Raw genomic sequence first — 15,166 nt, forward strand, 5'->3', positions numbered from 1 at the left:
TTTAAATGAGGGCGCGATTCAACCCTATCAATCCGACGCGCTCTGCGCGGAGTGCTCGCTTCATGGGACTTGTTAGATAAGCTCGGGTTTTTAGTTCGGATTCACTCAATTGAGTAAGAGCAGACAGTAACTCGTCGACTTCTGCTTTAAGCGATTCCGCAAGTGGAACTCGTTCCGAAAATAAGTCCCCACCATTCCAATTCAAAATTGGTTTACCCGATCTAAAGCTCACATCTACAGATTCGAATTTTTTGTACCAACGTGAACCAAGTTCTACGCAATATGGTCCATCTTTCTGACGTATATAGAAAAAGTCTGTTAGTTTACTATCATGATCTTTAAGATATCTATAGTCCAATAAATACATAATCTTATGTAACTTAAACAGGCTCAATACCTGCATTTCCGACAACACATATCGGACTATCTCCCATCCAGCTCGAGGCGGTATTACCGAAGCAGTTTTTGCGCGCTTTGAAAACAGGCGCCGATAACTTTCGCCAACAAAATAGTAGTCGGCTGTTTGAGCTGCAAAATTGCGGTGAATCATCGCACGCGCGCCGGGATGATATAGTGGAATAAGCTTACGTCCATTCCAGTCGTGCATTGTTCGCACGCTCTCCGAGACCGTGAGCGTGTGCGGACAGACTAATGTGAGAGCATTTAGTGCTGCGGCACCAAGAGTGACAATGATGTCTGGATTAATGACCTCGATCTGATCGCGTAGCAGATTCGAGCAATGGCGGATCGCTCGCTTACTTGGTGGAGCATTGTTACCTTTATCGTCAGTCGGGTTGCACAGGATGGAATTTGTAACAAACACTTCGGATCTGCTAAGGCCCGCTAAGCTAAGAAGGCGTTCAAAATTGTCGCCTGCGACATCTCCGTGAAAAGGAATTGCGGTGCGCTCGGCACCCAAACGGCCAGGAGCTTCGCCAATAAACATTATTCGAGCATTTGAAGGCCCGTTCGTATCTGACAAAACTCGATTACATCCTGCCATCTCCGGGCAAAGCTCGCAGGCGTGCGCCCTAGCTATGAGGTCAGCAAAACTTTTGTTCTCAAACTGCTGCGAGATAAGCATTTGCTTGTGATTTTCTTTCTACAAATGGATGTAGTGAAACCACATCACACCCGGTAAATGTTCGCCCCGTTTTGTCAGCTATAAAATGCCCAAGATCATTCAGCCCAATAAAATTGCCCAGAGCCTTCTCAACGTAGTCATGTGCTCTATATAGTCCAACTATTGATAGCAATTTGTCTCCATATAATCTCAACTGAACATATTGAAGACAAGGACTCCCTAAAGGTTTGAATGATTCCGTTAAAAGATTAGTATGAATATAAAACGCAGCTTCATAGTTTTTATCCCACTCAACAATTTTTTCGATCGCTTTTAAAAGCTTATTTTGACTAATTGATTCTCTATCCCCATTTTTATCTATCCATGATCCAGTCAATCGTTCAAAATAAGTATGAGACCAACCGCTATATTTAAGACCTCGGCTCCTCCCACGCCCCATCATAATTTGGCCAGACTCTATTGCCTCAGCTGCCGACTGTTTAGACATGCGCACCGACTTCGGTAACAGCATCGAGGCAACGCTTGATGGCGAATCAGCCTTAACCTCCCGCGCTGCCTTGTCTAAGGCTTGCCGCTGTTCGTTGGAACCCTGCCAAGCGTTGCCAAAGCTCACTACTAGCACATATCCGACTGATTTTTGGTTGGCCACAAGATCACAAGCAGCTTTCCACGCTAGCACCAGATCACTGTCGTAAATTGCTGATGCTAACCCCGTCATCTGGCATCAAATTTCATTTTTTTAGTGACCATATCACACGATACACGGCCCCCGTTGTTAGACATCAGCTTGTCGAAATTCTGAAAACCCATCGCAATCGCATCGCGCCATGCTGTAATGTCACGATTTCGCACTTCGAGACCTTTCGTCATAACTTTTATAGCGGACAGGACGGAGAATGGAATATTGCGGCGGTCGCTAAACGCCGAAACTCCCTCGGCGGTGCAGGTATTCTGATTGAACACAAAAACTGAAATGCCTTCCTCCAAAAACACCGATCTGGCGCCATCTTCAATGCGATCGATATCAGTGTTATATTTTCGCTTAAGGCCCAATTGCTGCCGCGCTACAGGAGACCAACCCAATCTAGTCATATAGGCAAAATGAAACACGTCATGAAAACGATAGCCGTCGTCATTGTGGGCGTTATCATCAAGCTCATCCCCAAATGGAACGCCATTGACCCGGATGTGCACTTTAGCGCCGCTAGGCTCAAACGTTAGGCTGAATTTTTCAGGAAAGCGCTGATCTTTAGGAGCCTTGGCATCTAGCTGTTCATCATTCCCATTAAAAAGGTATCTCGACTTCTCTAAATTTTTCTCTGCAATTTCAGAGAGCTGGATATCGTAATGCGTGGCAATTTCTGCGACATACCAAAGAACATCTCCTAGCTCAGTTGCAATTTCGTCCTTCACGACTTTCGCGGCGGTATTCTCGCGTTTAAGCTTCTTAATTGAGCTTGCGACACTTCCAGCTTCACCGAATAGTCCAAGTGTAAATACTTCAATATCGCGCGACTTTGCTGTCTTATGAGCTTGTCGCTGGTATTCGTCGATTTTCATAGTTCTCTCCTACGAATATCGAGAAGATTATATGAAATTGTCAAACTGCCAATAGATAAATTCTGATATAGAATAAGTGTTGGAGATGACAAACTTTACTCGAACCCCACCACCACCACCTCCCGAATATCAAAGTCATTAAACCCCACCCGTATCCCCGTCGCGCGGATGCGGTGGTTGAGGAGTTTGCGGGTCTTGCGGTTGAGGGAGGTCAGCCAATATCCTTCGCCGTCCATTTCGATGATCGCGCCGAGATTGCCTGAAAGTTTCAGCACACCCTCCACGGTGAAGGGCTTGTCCGAATAACGCCGCATGTAACTCTCCTCCCGGAAGGGCCGGTCGCGGTGCGCCCCCGCTATGGCCTGTCCAGATCGATCCAGTGATCGGGGAGTTCGAAAACCGACGTTAGTACGGCTCCTGTAACCTTTAGGCCCGAGGACCCTGGACATGCGTCACAGGCTCCCCGACCGAGTAAGGATCAGGGTCTTGGTAAGAGTTCGGTCCTACCATCCGACTAACGAGGGGTTTCGACACCCCGGGGCCGCGCGTACGGCCCTGTGGCGCAAGATGTCGGCAAAGCGCGCACGAGGCAAGGGGGGCTGCTTTGGGGTGTGTGCAAAATTGGCGTTGCCCTTGCGGAGGCAGGGGGCTGTTTGACGCTTTCATATTGCCGTCGCCCCTGCGCAGGCAGGGGCCTGTTTGACGCTTTGGCACCCGACTCCCGTAGTGGCCCCTGCCTGCGCAGGGGCGACGTTCGGTTCCCGGATCGTCGAAAAAAAGTCTTTCCTATTCGGTTCCGCTCTGCTTCATCCTGTTCGATGACGCGCGCAGCCTCTCTTCCGCCGATTTCTGCCAGCCGCGGCGATGCCCATAAGACTGTGGCGGGTATTATTCTACCGGAAGGGAATGACAAGTTTGACAAGTTCCGCGCGCGCGGCTGAGGCGGTCAGCTCCGCCCGTCGACCTTGTGCACCGCGACTCGGGCCAGCACATCCTCCCCGAACATGCGCAAATTGACGCCCATTCGGTCAAGGTCCCGCTCCGGCAGCGGCGACCAATGCGTCGTGCAGCCGCAGCGGGTGCAGTGATGAGTGGAGAGCCAGGTTTCGTCGAGATCAGAGCGGACATAGGCCGCAAGCGCGCCGGGTTCCGCCTCGATCTGCACCGTGTCCGGCGGGAAATAGCACCAGAGCCCGGCCACCCTGGTGCACAGGGTGCAGTTGCACTGGTTCACAAAGTCCGGCGTGCGGGGCAGGGTGATGCGAATGGCGCCGCAATGGCAGGTGCCGGTGATCGCCGTGTCGGTCATGCTGCGCCTTTCCGCCGTTCAGAACAATCCAAGCTGGTGCCCGCCCGGATCCTCCGCAAATTCCAGCCGCACCTTGCGCGCTGCATCCACGGCGTTCCTGTAATGCACCGATCCGTATCGTTCCGCATCCTCAAAGGGCAGGGGGGCCCATTCCTCGCCGGGATAAACGGTATTGTAGATTGCACGGGCTGCGTCGCGGAGCTTGGTATCGTGGTGCATGTCGGCCTCCCTCGCCGGGTTTGCGGGTTGGGGCTGCAGGCACAAGGGGGCGCGTCTCGAAAGGCGGGGTGCCGTTCGAATGCCTCTTTCCTGCAGCCGGGTCAGGCCGTTTTGATCCCTCTTTGTTCTCCCGTCAAGGATGTTTGTGCGGGCCGGGATTGTACTGGCGCCGCCATGTTGCCCCCGCTAGTCTCCGCGCTCCAGGACAGGAAGAGAGAGGCCAAGGGCAATGCGCGGCGAGAAAATCTACGAATATGATGTCGACATGACCGGCACGATCGATTTCGGCGTGGAACTCGCGCACATTCTGGAGGGCAAGGCGTCCATACCGCCACAGGGCGCGCGGTTTGACGTCGGTTTTGACGGACGTTCCACCGGGCGCATCGCGGGGCGGCTCAGCGGCACCGACTTTGCCTATATGCGACCAGATGGCTGTATCGAGCTCAATATTCGTGGCGTAATCGAGACGGATGACGGCAAACGGATTGCGCTGCAGGCTGGAGGCGTAGGGGTCTTGCGCAGCGATGCGCCGATCCTCGATCTGACGGAAACAGTCCGCTTGCTGACCGCCGCGCCAGATTATGACTGGGTCAATGCGCGGCAAATTCTTGCGGTCGGGACGGCAGATCTGGCGACTGGCAAGATCCACCTCGAAGGGTTCCTGCAGTAACGCAGCAGGGGGCCGCCTAGCCCTCCTGCCGCTTGCGCGGGCTGCTGGCGATGGCCATGATTGCAGCAGCGGCGATCTCGGTCGCGAGCAGACCCTTGAGCGCGTCGATCAGGCCATTGCCTTCGCGGCGCAATTCCTTGGGGATCTTGATGTTGCCAACCTTCTTGGGGATCTTCAGCTTCTTGGGCTTTGATGCCTTCTCAGCCTTGCGCGCCTTTTTTCCGTCTTTTGCCATATCCAAATCCACGCCTCGATCTTGTGTATTATTCACATAATACACATCGCGCCGGATTTCAAGTCGGCTAGTTGTTTTGGGCGGGTTGTGGAGCGGTAGCCGCAGCTACGGGCGCGACGTGGCGCGACGGGAAGGACGGGTTGTGCGTCTGCACCGCTGGCTGGGCCGCCGGGGCTGTCTCGCTCGCCGGAGCCTTGGCTGCGGGGGCAGGGGCAGCAACCACGGCAGGTGGGGCCGCAGGAGCAGCAGCGGCTGTGGCAGCGGCAGCCTGTTCGGCCGCAAAGGGCGTGTCGGCATTCGCCTGTTCCGGGTTCGCCGGGTCCGTCGCGGTCATTGCGGTCGGGTCGGGCTGAGTCACGGCGGGCAGTGGCGTTGGTGCCGGTGCCGGTGCTGATTCAAAGCCGGGTTGCGGCGCCGTAACCTCGGGCTGGGCCGCTGGCTGTGTCTTGAGACCCGTCACCGTACCGATCGCCATTGCCAAACCGAACAGGGCAAAGGCGGTCACGATGATGAATGCCGCAAATGAGACACTCACCTGGCGGGTTTCGGTTTCCGGCGTGGGACCTTCGAATTTCATGCACAAAATGATTAGCGGCAAAGGCTTAATGATCGGTTGCGCTGACAGCAATGTCAGTTGAACCGGCTTCAGCACTGTGCCATCGCAATTTGCGAAATCGATAGGAGAAAGCGATGAACTTCCAGTTTTCGGAAGAAGCTGAGGCACTGCGCGATGAAGCGCGCAAGTTTCTTGCAGCGGAATCGGGTCGGGAAAAAGCCCGCGCCGTCATGAATGGCGATGCCACGCATGATGCAGCCCTGTGGTCCCGGATTGCAGAGCTTGGCTGGACGGGCCTGCGCATTCCCGAAGCGCATGGCGGGTTGGGGCTTTCGGTTCTCGAACTCTGCGTGCTCGCTGAAGAAGTCGGCCGCGCCCTTTCGCCCGTGCCGTTCACCTCCTCTGTGCTGATGGCTACCGAATTGCTCATGGCCAGCGGTCACGACTCTGCGCAGGCGGCCTGGCTGCCCAAACTGGCTGACGGATCTGCAATAGGCACTGTCGCCTGGATGGAAGGCAATGCGACGCGGCCCGACGGCTCGCCAAAGCTTGCCTGTTCCGGCGATCGGCTGACGGGTGCGAAACTGCCAGTGGCCGACGGGCTCGCCGCGGACTTTGCCATTGTCACGGCGCGTGACGAGGCGGGCGCTTTGGTCATTGCTCTTGTTGACCTGTCCGCAACGGGTGTTTCCCGTTCCGCCTGCGAGACTGTCGACCTGGTTCGCAAGTCGGCAAAAATCGTCTTTTCCGATGCTGCTTGTACGGTTCTGGCCCGCGCTGACGAAGCCGAGCGATTGCGCGCCCGGCACCTGCAGGGAACGGCCGTCCTGCTCGCCTTTGAAGGGCTGGGCAGTGCCGATGCTGCAATGGAAATGGCGGTGGACTATGCGAAGGAGCGCGTCGCTTTCGGCCGTCGCATTGGCGGCTATCAGGCCGTGAAGCATCGCTGCGCCGATATGTACATCAAGAACCAGCTGGCCCGCAGCCACGCCTATTACGGCGCATGGGCTTTGCTGACCGGCGCTCCGGAACTGGCACTTGCGGCTGCAGGCGCGCGCGTTGCGGCGATTGATGCCCTCCAGTTTGCTGCGGAAGAGAATGTCCAGCTGCACGGCGGCATCGGCTTTACCTGGGAGAGCGATTGCCAGTTCTTCTATCGACGAGGGCGGCTTCTTGCCCTCAATCTCGGATCGCGAACATTCTGGTCCGATCAGCTTGTTCGGGCGCTCGAACAGCGCAACACAGATCTCGCGGCTTAAGGAGAGAGACTATGGATTTCGAAGATACCGCCGAAGAAGCCGCCTATCGCGCCAAAGTTCGCGAATGGCTTGCCGCCAATGCAGCCGAGTACAAGACTCCCTACGAAGGCGATGTTGATCTGGTTGTGCGGGGCAAGGCCTGGCAGGCAAAGAAATATGATGCGGGCTATGTCGGCATCACCTGGCCCAAGGCGCTTGGCGGTCAAGGCGGAACGCCGATGCAGCAGATCATCTTCAACCAGGAAGAGAGCAAATACTGGGTGCCGGCGGGCATCTATGCGATCGGCCTTGGCATGTGCATTCCGACGGTCTTCACCCACGGTCGTCCGGAAATCATCCAGCGCTATGTGCCTGTTGCGATGAAGGGCGAGGAAATCTGGTGCCAGCTCTTTTCAGAGCCTGCTGCCGGGTCAGACCTTGCCGGCATCCGGACCAAAGCAGAACGGGACGGCGATGGCTGGGTGATCAATGGCCAGAAAGTGTGGACCTCGGGTGCGCATCGCGCGGACTATGGCATCATCGTCACACGGACAGACCCGACCCAGCCCAAGCACAAGGGGCTGACGATGTTCATCATCAACATGCGCGCGCCTGGTGTGGAGGTGCGTCCGATCAAGCAAATGGCCGGAGCGAGTGAGTTCAACGAAGTCTTTTTCACGGATGTGCGCATTGCAGACGATCACCGGCTTGGCGATGTCGGCGACGGTTGGCGCGTCTCGCTGACCACGTTGATGAACGAGCGTCTGGCGGTTGGTGGCAAACCGACAAATTCGCCCGATGCGCATTCGCTTATCGAATTGGCGCGCGCGATTGATGCGGAAGAAGGCAATATGCTCGAACAGAGCCATGTCCGGCAAAAGATTGCGGACGTCTATATACAGGATCGCGGGATTTCGCTGACGCGGATGCGCACGATGTCGGCCATATCGTCTGGTCGGACCCCGGGACCTGAGTCCAGCATTTCGAAGGTGGTGGTGGCCAAACTCATGCAGGATATGGGGAGTTTTGCCGGTGATATGGCAGAAAGCGCAGGGCTGCTGATGGGCGACGATGCGTCTTCGCTTCCGCATCTCGAAGCGCTGAGACAGGGCTATTTCTGGTCAGCCGGGCTTCGTATCGCTGGCGGAACGGATGAAATCCTTCGCAACATCATAGCAGAACGCGTTCTGGGACTGCCCGGCGACATCCGCCCGGACAAGACCGTTCCCTTCAATGAATTGCACAAGGTTGTGAGCTAGGGCGTCACGATATTGAACACATTGGGCGGCGTTTCGATCGCCGCCTGAAGTGCTTCAATCGCAGTTCTATCCCCCTCGATCTTCAGGCCGGCTGCTTCAAGCTGTGCAAGGGGCAACTTGAGGAAGAACAGACCAAGGAAGAATTGGCGGGGCCCAGTAAGGGTGACTGCGGGTTTTGCATGCGCTTCGCCCATTTCGCTGATCATGACGGCATTTTCGACCGTCACTCTGGCCTTCTCGTTGCGGTCGGAAAAGTTGAAATTGAGGGCCAGTGCTGCGCTTCCAATAACCGCGGGATCGAGCCTCGTCGCAATGGAGTCGAGCAAGAGGTCAGTTGGAATGGCAGAAATCATGTCGAGGCTGGTCGTAGACGACCCCGGTTTGGGCCCCTCGCGCAAATCATGCGCTGCAGACAGGAACATGTTGCGCCATGTTGCAGCTTCGGATTGATACCCTTGCTGCTCATATGAATCTGCAAGCAAGGCTCGCGCATTCGCATTTTGCGGATCGGCGAAAACGAGTTGGTTGAGAATATCCGATGACCAGCGGTAGTCGCCTTTAGTCATTGCTGCCTGCGCAATTGCCATTACCCGCTCAGCCCCACCCATTGCCTCGACATAGAGTCTTGCCCTTTCGGCAGGCGGATGCGGATTGAGGTTGGCCGGATTGGCGTCGTACCATCCGAGATAGCGCTGATATATGGCTTTCGAATTGTGGCTGTAAGTGCCGTAATAGCCACGGTTGGTCCATTCGTTGGTCAGCGCGGGCGGAGGCACAAGGGCCTCTGCAATCTCGGCTTGGGTCAAACCCTTGTTCATAAGCCTGACGGTCTGGTCATGGAGATATTTGTAATTGTCGCGCTGAAGCGTCAGGTAATTGCGCACTTCACTCTTTCCGAAGTGCGGCCAGCAGTGGCTTGCAGCCACTGTATCGGTCCTGTCCGCGTAAAGCCGGATGGCTTCAGTAAGATAGCCCGCCCACGCCAGCGCATCTCGAACCTGCGCACCACGCGGGGTGAGAATGTTGTGAAGCGAACACGTTGCGATTTCGCCAATCACCAGAGTTTTCCGGTCCGGAAACATCACATTGAGTTCCGCGGGCGCCTCCGTCTGGGGAACCATTTGGAATTCCATCGAAACGCCGTCGATCGTCCGCTGTTCACCGGTCTTGGTGATTGTATCCGTCGGCGCGATGAGCGTGATCTCGCCGGCAGCAACCGCCGAACCGATGCCCGAACCCATCTGGCCGCTTGGTCCGGGAGCAAGAGCGGCCCCAAACTGGAATGTCGCCCGCCGCCCCATTGCGGGCCCGGCGATCACATTTTCCGATGCGGTTTCCTTTATAAAATGCTCCGGCGCCAGAATCGTGACCTTGCCAGTTTTGATTTCTTCAGGGGACACGATTCCCCGAATGCCGCCGAAATGGTCGGCATGGCTGTGGGTATATATCACGGCCACAATCGGCCTTGTGCCCAATTGCTGATTGACGAGCTCAAGTGCGGCTGCTGACGTTTCCCGGTTGGTCAGCGGATCGATCAGGATCCAGCCTGTCTTTCCCGCAATTACGGTCATGTTCGAGACATCAAATCCCCGGACTTGCCACATGCCGTCAGCAAGTTTGAACAAGCCATTCTTGCGCAGGATGCTCATGTGTCGCCAGAGGCTTGGATTGACTGTCGCGGGAGCGTCGCCCTTCATCCAGTCATAAGCGGCGAGATTCCAGACTGGCTTTCCATCCTTGTTACGGATGATTGGATCCGCTCGTGTCGCGACGAATCCTTGTGCCGCAAACCCTGCATCCTTGCCGTTTTCCCTTGGGAGCGCTGCACGTTCAGCGGCCTGAGCAGCGATGGTTGCAGCACTTGCGGGCTTGGTCGAAAGATCCGGGGTTTGTCCCATTGCCGTCGTGGACATCAGCCCAATAAATGCAGCTGTGATCCTGCAAATGCGCGCCAAAGTCATCATCCTCTCCCCGGATTCTTGGTCTGTAGGAATGTTGATCGAATGAGAATGGAATGAAAAGGAAAATCTCCATCACAAAATCGTTTAGATCGATCAGTGTGAACTGATTAATCGGTTTTCTTTATAAGCGGGAAGACTCTAGCGAAGTTTCAGGCGCATTCGCGCTCATTCAAGAAAAATGGAGTTTCCGATGTTGAACCGACTTGTACCCAATGTGACGTTCAAGACCCGTGTGCGCGATAACAGCTTGGGCGGACCCAATCCGTTTCGCTGGCAGGATCTCACCAGCAGAGAGATATTTGCCGGTCGGCGGGTTGTGGTTTTTGCCTTGCCTGGAGCTTTCACGCCTACGTGCACAAGCGAACAGTGCCCCGCCTATGAAGCGAATTACGACGCGCTGAAGAAGGCAGGTGCTGACGAGGTCTACTGCCTGTCAGTGAATGATGCATTTGTCATGTTTCAGTGGGGCAAGATGTTAGGCCTTGAGAAGGTAAAGCTTCTGCCTGATGGATCAGGTAATTTTACCCGCCGTATGGGAATGCTCATCAACAAGGATCACCTTGGCTTCGGTCATCGTTCCTGGCGCTATTCTATGGTTGTAGAAGATGGAAACATCGTCGCATTGTTCGAAGAACCGGGCATCAATGACGATGGATCGGACGAGGATCCGTACGGTGAAAGTGCGCCCGACAAAGTGTTGGAATGGCTCGTGGCAAATGTCGCTCCTGCGAAGGTAGCAGCCTGAGGATCTAAAGGCGGAGGCCTGCGGTCTCCGCCAAATCCGACATGATGTTGAGCGTTTGGACAGCCGCGCCAGCCGCGCCTTTGCCGAGGTTGTCGAGAGCGGCAACCAGTCTGACCTGAGATCCCGAAGAATTGGCAAAGACAAACAATTCCAGCCGATCGGTATTGGCAGCTTGTTCAATCGTCAGATCGGCCTCGGTAAAGTCCGAAACGACCGACACGATCGGGCTGCCGGTATAGTGCTCAGAGAGGACCGTCCGGATGGCTTCCGGGGTCGGTCGGCCAGGAATTAGAGCGGCCTGAAGTGGCACATCGACAATCATACCGCGATAGGTTTGTGCGACTGATGGCGCAAAAAGGGGTGCATGTACCAATCCCGCATGACGCTGCATTTCTGGTACGTGCTTGTGCGCAAGTCCAAGCGCATAGGTCCGCCATGCGGTCGGCGGCCCGCCGCTTTCGAACTCCGCGATCATGGCCTTTCCGCCTCCGGAATACCCAGACACGGCATTCACTGTTAATGGCCAGTCCGCGGGAATCAGACCGGCGTTCACCAGCGGCTTCACCAACGCGAGGAAGCCTGTAGAGTAGCAGCCCGGGTTAGAAACCCGTTTGGCGGACCTGAGAGATTCGATGCCAAGATCATCGATCTCATGAAATCCAAATGTCCAATCCGGAGCTGTGCGAAATGCCGTCGAAGCATCGATGATCCGGGTGCGGCTATTGTTGATCAGGCCGACCGCTTCGCGCGCCGCTTCATCGGGAAGGCACAGGACCACTATATCTGCATCGTTGAGGGCTTCTCGGCGGCTCTCTGGTTCCTTCCTAACGGTCTCGTCCAGTTCGAGCAGATCAATGTCCTTTCTACCCGCCAGACGCTGACGGATTTCAAGACCGGTCGTGCCATGTCCGCCATCGATAAAGATACTGGTCATGAGTCAATACGCCGACGAACCAAGACACCAGAATCATGATCTTCGTCGCTCCGGCCAATCACGTCCGCAAGCGGCTCAATCAATGTACGCCCGAAATGCATCGTTGCGTGGATCAGATTTGCTGGATCGACCATCATTCCCACATGGCCGGGAAAGAAAACAAGATCGCAAGCTCTTAAGGGGACATCATCGGCAAGCGCGACGCCCAGTGCCGCCATCTGCATGTCGCTGTCTCGCGGCGCCGCGATCCCGATTGCTGCCAGGCTGCGCTGGACTAGGCCGGAGCAGTCTATCCCGGCTCCACCGCGCCCGCCCCACACATAGGGCATGTCCAGAAAATGCCTTGCCGCGGCCAAGAGATCTGGCGGGAGAGGCTCCGCAATAGGCTGCATGTCAGCGGTCAAGGCGTCAGCCCGGATATAGCCAACATAATGATCATGCTTGCAATAACCCCAGCCCCAGCCGCCTGAGACATCGAGAAGCATGAAGGACTCACCCGCGAGCAACTCTGAAACCTGGCGCCCCTCTGGCCGATCAAATATTGGCACATGAAGAGTAGAGCAAAAATGCTCGACTGCGCGCGCATAATGTGGCGAAAAATGCTTCCCTGCGAGCGCAACGTCAGCAAGGTCGCCGCGCATGGCATTGATGCGCGGATCAAGGGCACGGGATGGCCCGCTAAGCGAAAATCTGTTGCGCGATTGCGGCATAATGGCGCGGCATGTAGACGAGGCCGAGCAATAAACGCAATGCCGGCAATGGCCACACCCGTCGTACGTGGGTGTTGCAGCCTCAGATAGCTGGATATCTCGCCTTCAAAACAGCCCAAGCCGCACGAAGGCCAAGAGCTTCGCCTCCCTTTGGCCGACCAGGCTTGGGGCTTGCGCGCCACGCCCAGGTATCGAAATGAGCCCACGGAGTGCCGGCTGGAACAAACTTTCGCAGGAATAGTGCAGCCGTTATTGCGCCAGCCATTCCGCCTTCGGAGGAATTGACGATATCCGCGATATCCGACTTGAGCATATCGTCATAACCCGACCAAAGCGGCAATCGCCATACGGGATCATGCTCGACGAGGGCTGCATTGTTCAATTCATCAGCCAACGCCTCGTCGTTGCAGAATAGTGCTGGCAAGTCAGGGCCGAGAGCTACACGAGCGGCTCCTGTAAGGGTTGCAAAATCAATGATGAGTTCCGGTTCGCCTTCTCCGGCCTTCGTTAATGCGTCGGCCAGAATGAGCCGCCCCTCAGCGTCAGTGTTGTCGATCTCGACAGTCATGCCGTTCCGAGACTTCAGAATATCGCCTGGCCGAAATGCATTGCCCGCGATGGCGTTTTCCGCTGCAGGCACGATCATGTGCAAGCGCACAGGAAGGCGAGCATCCATGATCAGGCGGGCGAGTGCCAAGGCGTGCGCTGCGCCGCCCATGTCCTTTTTCATGATCCGCATGCCGCTGGCAGGCTTTATGTCGAGACCGCCTGAGTCGAATGTGACGCCCTTGCCGATAATGGCAACGCGTGGGTGAGCCGGATTGCCCCATTCAATTTCGATGAGGCGCGGCGCGTTGCGCTTCTCTGCTGCCTGCCCGACTGCGTGAACCATCGGATAGCCGACTTCGAGATCGTGACCTTTGGTCAACAGGACAGCCGCACCAAATTGTTTGGCGATTGCTTCGGCTTCATGCTGCAAGTCAGCGGGCCCCATGTCGGCCGCAGGAACATTGACGAGATCTCGCACAAGGCTGGTCGCCTGGGCAACACGCACATGCTCGGAAATTGACGCGAGGTCGCTTGTCAACAGAACGCGGGACGGAGATGGATCTGGCTTCGAGAGGTAACGCCCGAAACGGTAGTGAGCCAAGAGCCAGCCAAGGGCCAATTCCCCTGGGCTTTCATTCGCAAGCCGATAATGACCTTCAGGCAAACGCGTCGCAGCGCTTGCCAGCGTCCAGATGCTCCGATCCTCTGAATCACCCAAAATTACGGACCATTCAGCCGTTGTGTCACCCGGGGCAATCAGCATGTCTCCGGGGTTCCCCTCAAATCGAGAGGCCAGGGCTGCTGTGCGGGTCCTTTCTGGCTGGGCCGAGAGCCATTCCGTGAAGTCGGCCTTTCTTACAATTGAGATTGTTTTGGCGGATTGGCCTTGGTCTGGCTGAAGCAGGGCTGCAAAGTCTGTCATGTTTCCTCCATGCCAAGCTCTCTTTGCTTCGTCGAGCCGTTTGATTGCTGGCATACACTGAGCTAACGCCCCGCCATGGCACTCGACAAGGCGACACAAGTAGCAGCACTCCCCTATCGCACAAACGCGCAGGGGCAGGTCGAAGTGATGTTGATCACTTCGCGCGAGACCAGGCGCTGGGTCGTGCCGAAAGGCAACCGTATAAAAGGGCTAAAGCCTCACGAAGCTGCGGCTGAAGAAGCTTTTGAAGAAGCAGGGCTGACAGGCATCGGCTGCCCGACTGCCCTAGGTTCGTTTGAGTACGACAAGAGACTTTCACGGGGAGGCTTGCGGCCAACGACCGTACAAGTGTTTCCACTGGCCGTCATTCGGCAAGCCGAGGTTTGGCCGGAGCTTGGTGAACGCGAATGTCGCTGGTTCGGTATTCCGGAGGCCGCCGCTGCCGTCGATGAGCCCGAACTGAAAGCCATGATATCCGAATTTCGGATGCCGACACCTTCTGTTGTGCAAAACAACGCGTGGCTGCTAAACGGTCGAGAACATAACGGGGAAGGGTTGGCGATCGTGCGCTGGTTTCAAGCGTTGATGCCCAAAAAGGGGCGGTTTTTCGAACAATTTGAGGCTCATGCAGCGACCTTGGTTGCCGGTGCGGATTCACTGGGCAAGCTGCTCCAAGGCGGAGGCGACATTGCCACTTATTGCGCGGAAATTGAAGCGCATGAGCACGAGGCCGACGAAATCATTCGAGAAGTGCTCCGGGATGTGCACCGTACTTTTATTACCCCATTTGACCGAACCGCGATCACCGACCTCATCGGTTCGATGGACGATGCGATTGACCAGATGAATGCGACAGCGAAGACGATAACGCTTTATGGTGTCGACAAGTTTGACCCGCACATGCGGGATATGGGCGGTATCATTGTTGAAGCTGCGCGCCTGACCGAAGAAGCGGTTCCGCTGCTGCGTGAAATCAGTCGCAACGGCCCCCGACTTATCACGCTTACCGGTCGCCTTGTTCAGATTGAAGGGCACGCGGATGAAATTCACGAAGCTGGCCTCAAGCTTCTCTTTGCCGAAAAAGGCAAGACCGACCCGATGGCATTTATCATTGGGCGAGAAATTTACGGGAATCTGGAAAAGGTCGTCGACAAGTTCGAGGATGTCGCGAACGAGATTCAAGGTCTCGTGCTTGATCACGCCTGAAAAGGGGAT

17 protein-coding genes are annotated in these 15,166 nt (G+C 55.9%); 5 read left to right on the forward strand and 12 right to left on the reverse strand.

Going from position 1 to position 15,166, the window contains the following annotated elements; all coding sequences use genetic code 11:
* Position 1: 1 nt before the first annotated feature.
* The 6 genes from K0O24_RS12455 to K0O24_RS12480 form a co-directional block, all read right to left on the reverse strand.
* Positions 2-1,084, reverse strand: a complete 1,083-nt coding sequence (locus K0O24_RS12455; protein ID WP_343211240.1) for a uracil-DNA glycosylase family protein — start codon at positions 1,082-1,084, stop codon at positions 2-4.
* Entirely contained in the window at positions 1,062-1,802 is a 741-nt protein-coding gene (locus K0O24_RS12460; protein ID WP_219893056.1) for a thymidylate synthase family protein, read from the reverse strand. Before K0O24_RS12460 ends, K0O24_RS12455 begins: the two co-directional genes overlap by 23 nt.
* Entirely contained in the window at positions 1,799-2,644 is an 846-nt protein-coding gene (locus tag K0O24_RS12465) for a nucleoside triphosphate pyrophosphohydrolase family protein (protein WP_219893057.1), read from the reverse strand. Before K0O24_RS12465 ends, K0O24_RS12460 begins: the two co-directional genes overlap by 4 nt.
* Before the next feature lie 95 nt (positions 2,645-2,739).
* Complete coding sequence (locus tag K0O24_RS12470) at positions 2,740-2,958, reverse strand: hypothetical protein (protein WP_219893058.1); 219 nt, start codon at positions 2,956-2,958, stop codon at positions 2,740-2,742.
* 632 nt (positions 2,959-3,590) lie between these two features.
* The gene (locus tag K0O24_RS12475; RefSeq protein WP_219893059.1) at positions 3,591-3,953 is read right to left on the reverse strand and encodes a GFA family protein; all 363 of its coding nucleotides are present in this window, start codon (positions 3,951-3,953) and stop codon (positions 3,591-3,593) included.
* 18 nt (positions 3,954-3,971) lie between these two features.
* Complete coding sequence (locus tag K0O24_RS12480) at positions 3,972-4,172, reverse strand: hypothetical protein (RefSeq protein ID WP_219893060.1); 201 nt, start codon at positions 4,170-4,172, stop codon at positions 3,972-3,974.
* A 229-nt stretch (positions 4,173-4,401) separates the two neighbouring features.
* Here K0O24_RS12480 and K0O24_RS12485 point away from each other — a divergent pair, with 229 nt between their 5' ends.
* Positions 4,402-4,842 carry a DUF3237 family protein gene (locus tag K0O24_RS12485; protein ID WP_219893061.1) on the forward strand — a complete coding sequence of 147 codons (441 nt, stop codon included), beginning with the start codon at positions 4,402-4,404 and terminating at the stop codon, positions 4,840-4,842.
* A 16-nt stretch (positions 4,843-4,858) separates the two neighbouring features.
* On the opposite strand, the gene K0O24_RS12490 is transcribed toward K0O24_RS12485, so the two are convergent.
* Both K0O24_RS12490 and K0O24_RS12495 read right to left on the reverse strand, forming a co-directional pair.
* Complete coding sequence (locus tag K0O24_RS12490) at positions 4,859-5,077, reverse strand: hypothetical protein (protein ID WP_219893062.1); 219 nt, start codon at positions 5,075-5,077, stop codon at positions 4,859-4,861.
* Between the two features lie 67 nt (positions 5,078-5,144).
* On the reverse strand, positions 5,145-5,654 hold the full coding sequence (locus K0O24_RS12495) for a hypothetical protein (RefSeq protein WP_219893063.1): 510 nt from the start codon (positions 5,652-5,654) through the stop codon (positions 5,145-5,147).
* A 113-nt stretch (positions 5,655-5,767) separates the two neighbouring features.
* Here K0O24_RS12495 and K0O24_RS12500 point away from each other — a divergent pair, with 113 nt between their 5' ends.
* Entirely contained in the window at positions 5,768-6,892 is a 1,125-nt protein-coding gene (locus K0O24_RS12500) for an acyl-CoA dehydrogenase family protein (protein ID WP_219893064.1), read from the forward strand.
* A gap of 11 nt (positions 6,893-6,903) precedes the next feature.
* Positions 6,904-8,130 (forward strand): acyl-CoA dehydrogenase family protein, encoded by a 1,227-nt coding sequence (locus tag K0O24_RS12505; RefSeq protein WP_219893065.1) that lies wholly within the window; start codon positions 6,904-6,906, stop codon positions 8,128-8,130.
* Here the strand turns inward: K0O24_RS12505 and K0O24_RS12510 are convergent.
* Positions 8,127-10,043: an alkyl/aryl-sulfatase gene (locus K0O24_RS12510; RefSeq protein WP_219893066.1), complete on the reverse strand. Its 1,917-nt coding sequence runs from the start codon at positions 10,041-10,043 to the stop codon at positions 8,127-8,129. The two genes, K0O24_RS12505 and K0O24_RS12510, sit on opposite strands and share 4 nt — an antisense overlap.
* A 238-nt stretch (positions 10,044-10,281) precedes the next feature.
* Here K0O24_RS12510 and K0O24_RS12515 point away from each other — a divergent pair, with 238 nt between their 5' ends.
* Positions 10,282-10,836 (forward strand): peroxiredoxin, encoded by a 555-nt coding sequence (locus tag K0O24_RS12515; RefSeq protein WP_219893067.1) that lies wholly within the window; start codon positions 10,282-10,284, stop codon positions 10,834-10,836.
* Positions 10,837-10,840: 4 nt separating this feature from the next.
* Here the strand turns inward: K0O24_RS12515 and argC are convergent, their stop codons facing one another.
* From argC to K0O24_RS12530, 3 genes are all read right to left on the reverse strand, one after another.
* Entirely contained in the window at positions 10,841-11,770 is a 930-nt protein-coding gene (argC, locus tag K0O24_RS12520; RefSeq protein ID WP_219893068.1) for an N-acetyl-gamma-glutamyl-phosphate reductase, read from the reverse strand.
* On the reverse strand, positions 11,767-12,411 hold the full coding sequence (locus K0O24_RS12525) for a C40 family peptidase (protein WP_246610994.1): 645 nt from the start codon (positions 12,409-12,411) through the stop codon (positions 11,767-11,769). Before K0O24_RS12525 ends, argC begins: the two co-directional genes overlap by 4 nt.
* Before the next feature lie 151 nt (positions 12,412-12,562).
* Positions 12,563-13,951, reverse strand: a complete 1,389-nt coding sequence (locus K0O24_RS12530; protein ID WP_219893070.1) for a leucyl aminopeptidase family protein — start codon at positions 13,949-13,951, stop codon at positions 12,563-12,565.
* Between the two features lie 75 nt (positions 13,952-14,026).
* Between K0O24_RS12530 and K0O24_RS12535 the strand changes: the two genes are divergently transcribed.
* Complete coding sequence (locus K0O24_RS12535; RefSeq protein WP_219893071.1) at positions 14,027-15,157, forward strand: DUF47 family protein; 1,131 nt, start codon at positions 14,027-14,029, stop codon at positions 15,155-15,157.
* The last annotated feature ends 9 nt before the right edge of the window (positions 15,158-15,166 follow it).

Origin of the sequence: Aquisediminimonas profunda (assembly GCF_019443285.1) — a bacterium.
Classification (GTDB): domain Bacteria; phylum Pseudomonadota; class Alphaproteobacteria; order Sphingomonadales; family Sphingomonadaceae; genus Aquisediminimonas; species Aquisediminimonas profunda.

Coding starts and splice junctions, on each gene's coding strand:
- K0O24_RS12480 (WP_219893060.1), bottom strand. CDS start 4,172: ATGCACCACGATACCAAGCTCCGCGACGCAGCCCGTGCAATCTACAAT.
- K0O24_RS12535 (WP_219893071.1), top strand. CDS start 14,027: ATGGCACTCGACAAGGCGACACAAGTAGCAGCACTCCCCTATCGCACA.
- K0O24_RS12465 (WP_219893057.1), bottom strand. CDS start 2,644: ATGAAAATCGACGAATACCAGCGACAAGCTCATAAGACAGCAAAGTCG.
- K0O24_RS12505 (WP_219893065.1), top strand. CDS start 6,904: ATGGATTTCGAAGATACCGCCGAAGAAGCCGCCTATCGCGCCAAAGTT.
- K0O24_RS12485 (WP_219893061.1), top strand. CDS start 4,402: ATGCGCGGCGAGAAAATCTACGAATATGATGTCGACATGACCGGCACG.
- K0O24_RS12490 (WP_219893062.1), bottom strand. CDS start 5,077: ATGGCAAAAGACGGAAAAAAGGCGCGCAAGGCTGAGAAGGCATCAAAG.
- K0O24_RS12525 (WP_246610994.1), bottom strand. CDS start 12,411: ATGCGCGGCGACCTTGCTGACGTTGCGCTCGCAGGGAAGCATTTTTCG.
- K0O24_RS12500 (WP_219893064.1), top strand. CDS start 5,768: ATGAACTTCCAGTTTTCGGAAGAAGCTGAGGCACTGCGCGATGAAGCG.
- argC (WP_219893068.1), bottom strand. CDS start 11,770: ATGACCAGTATCTTTATCGATGGCGGACATGGCACGACCGGTCTTGAA.
- K0O24_RS12530 (WP_219893070.1), bottom strand. CDS start 13,951: ATGACAGACTTTGCAGCCCTGCTTCAGCCAGACCAAGGCCAATCCGCC.
- K0O24_RS12460 (WP_219893056.1), bottom strand. CDS start 1,802: ATGACGGGGTTAGCATCAGCAATTTACGACAGTGATCTGGTGCTAGCG.
- K0O24_RS12470 (WP_219893058.1), bottom strand. CDS start 2,958: ATGCGGCGTTATTCGGACAAGCCCTTCACCGTGGAGGGTGTGCTGAAA.
- K0O24_RS12455 (WP_343211240.1), bottom strand. CDS start 1,084: ATGCTTATCTCGCAGCAGTTTGAGAACAAAAGTTTTGCTGACCTCATA.
- K0O24_RS12475 (WP_219893059.1), bottom strand. CDS start 3,953: ATGACCGACACGGCGATCACCGGCACCTGCCATTGCGGCGCCATTCGC.
- K0O24_RS12510 (WP_219893066.1), bottom strand. CDS start 10,043: ATGTCCACGACGGCAATGGGACAAACCCCGGATCTTTCGACCAAGCCC.
- K0O24_RS12495 (WP_219893063.1), bottom strand. CDS start 5,654: ATGAAATTCGAAGGTCCCACGCCGGAAACCGAAACCCGCCAGGTGAGT.
- K0O24_RS12515 (WP_219893067.1), top strand. CDS start 10,282: ATGTTGAACCGACTTGTACCCAATGTGACGTTCAAGACCCGTGTGCGC.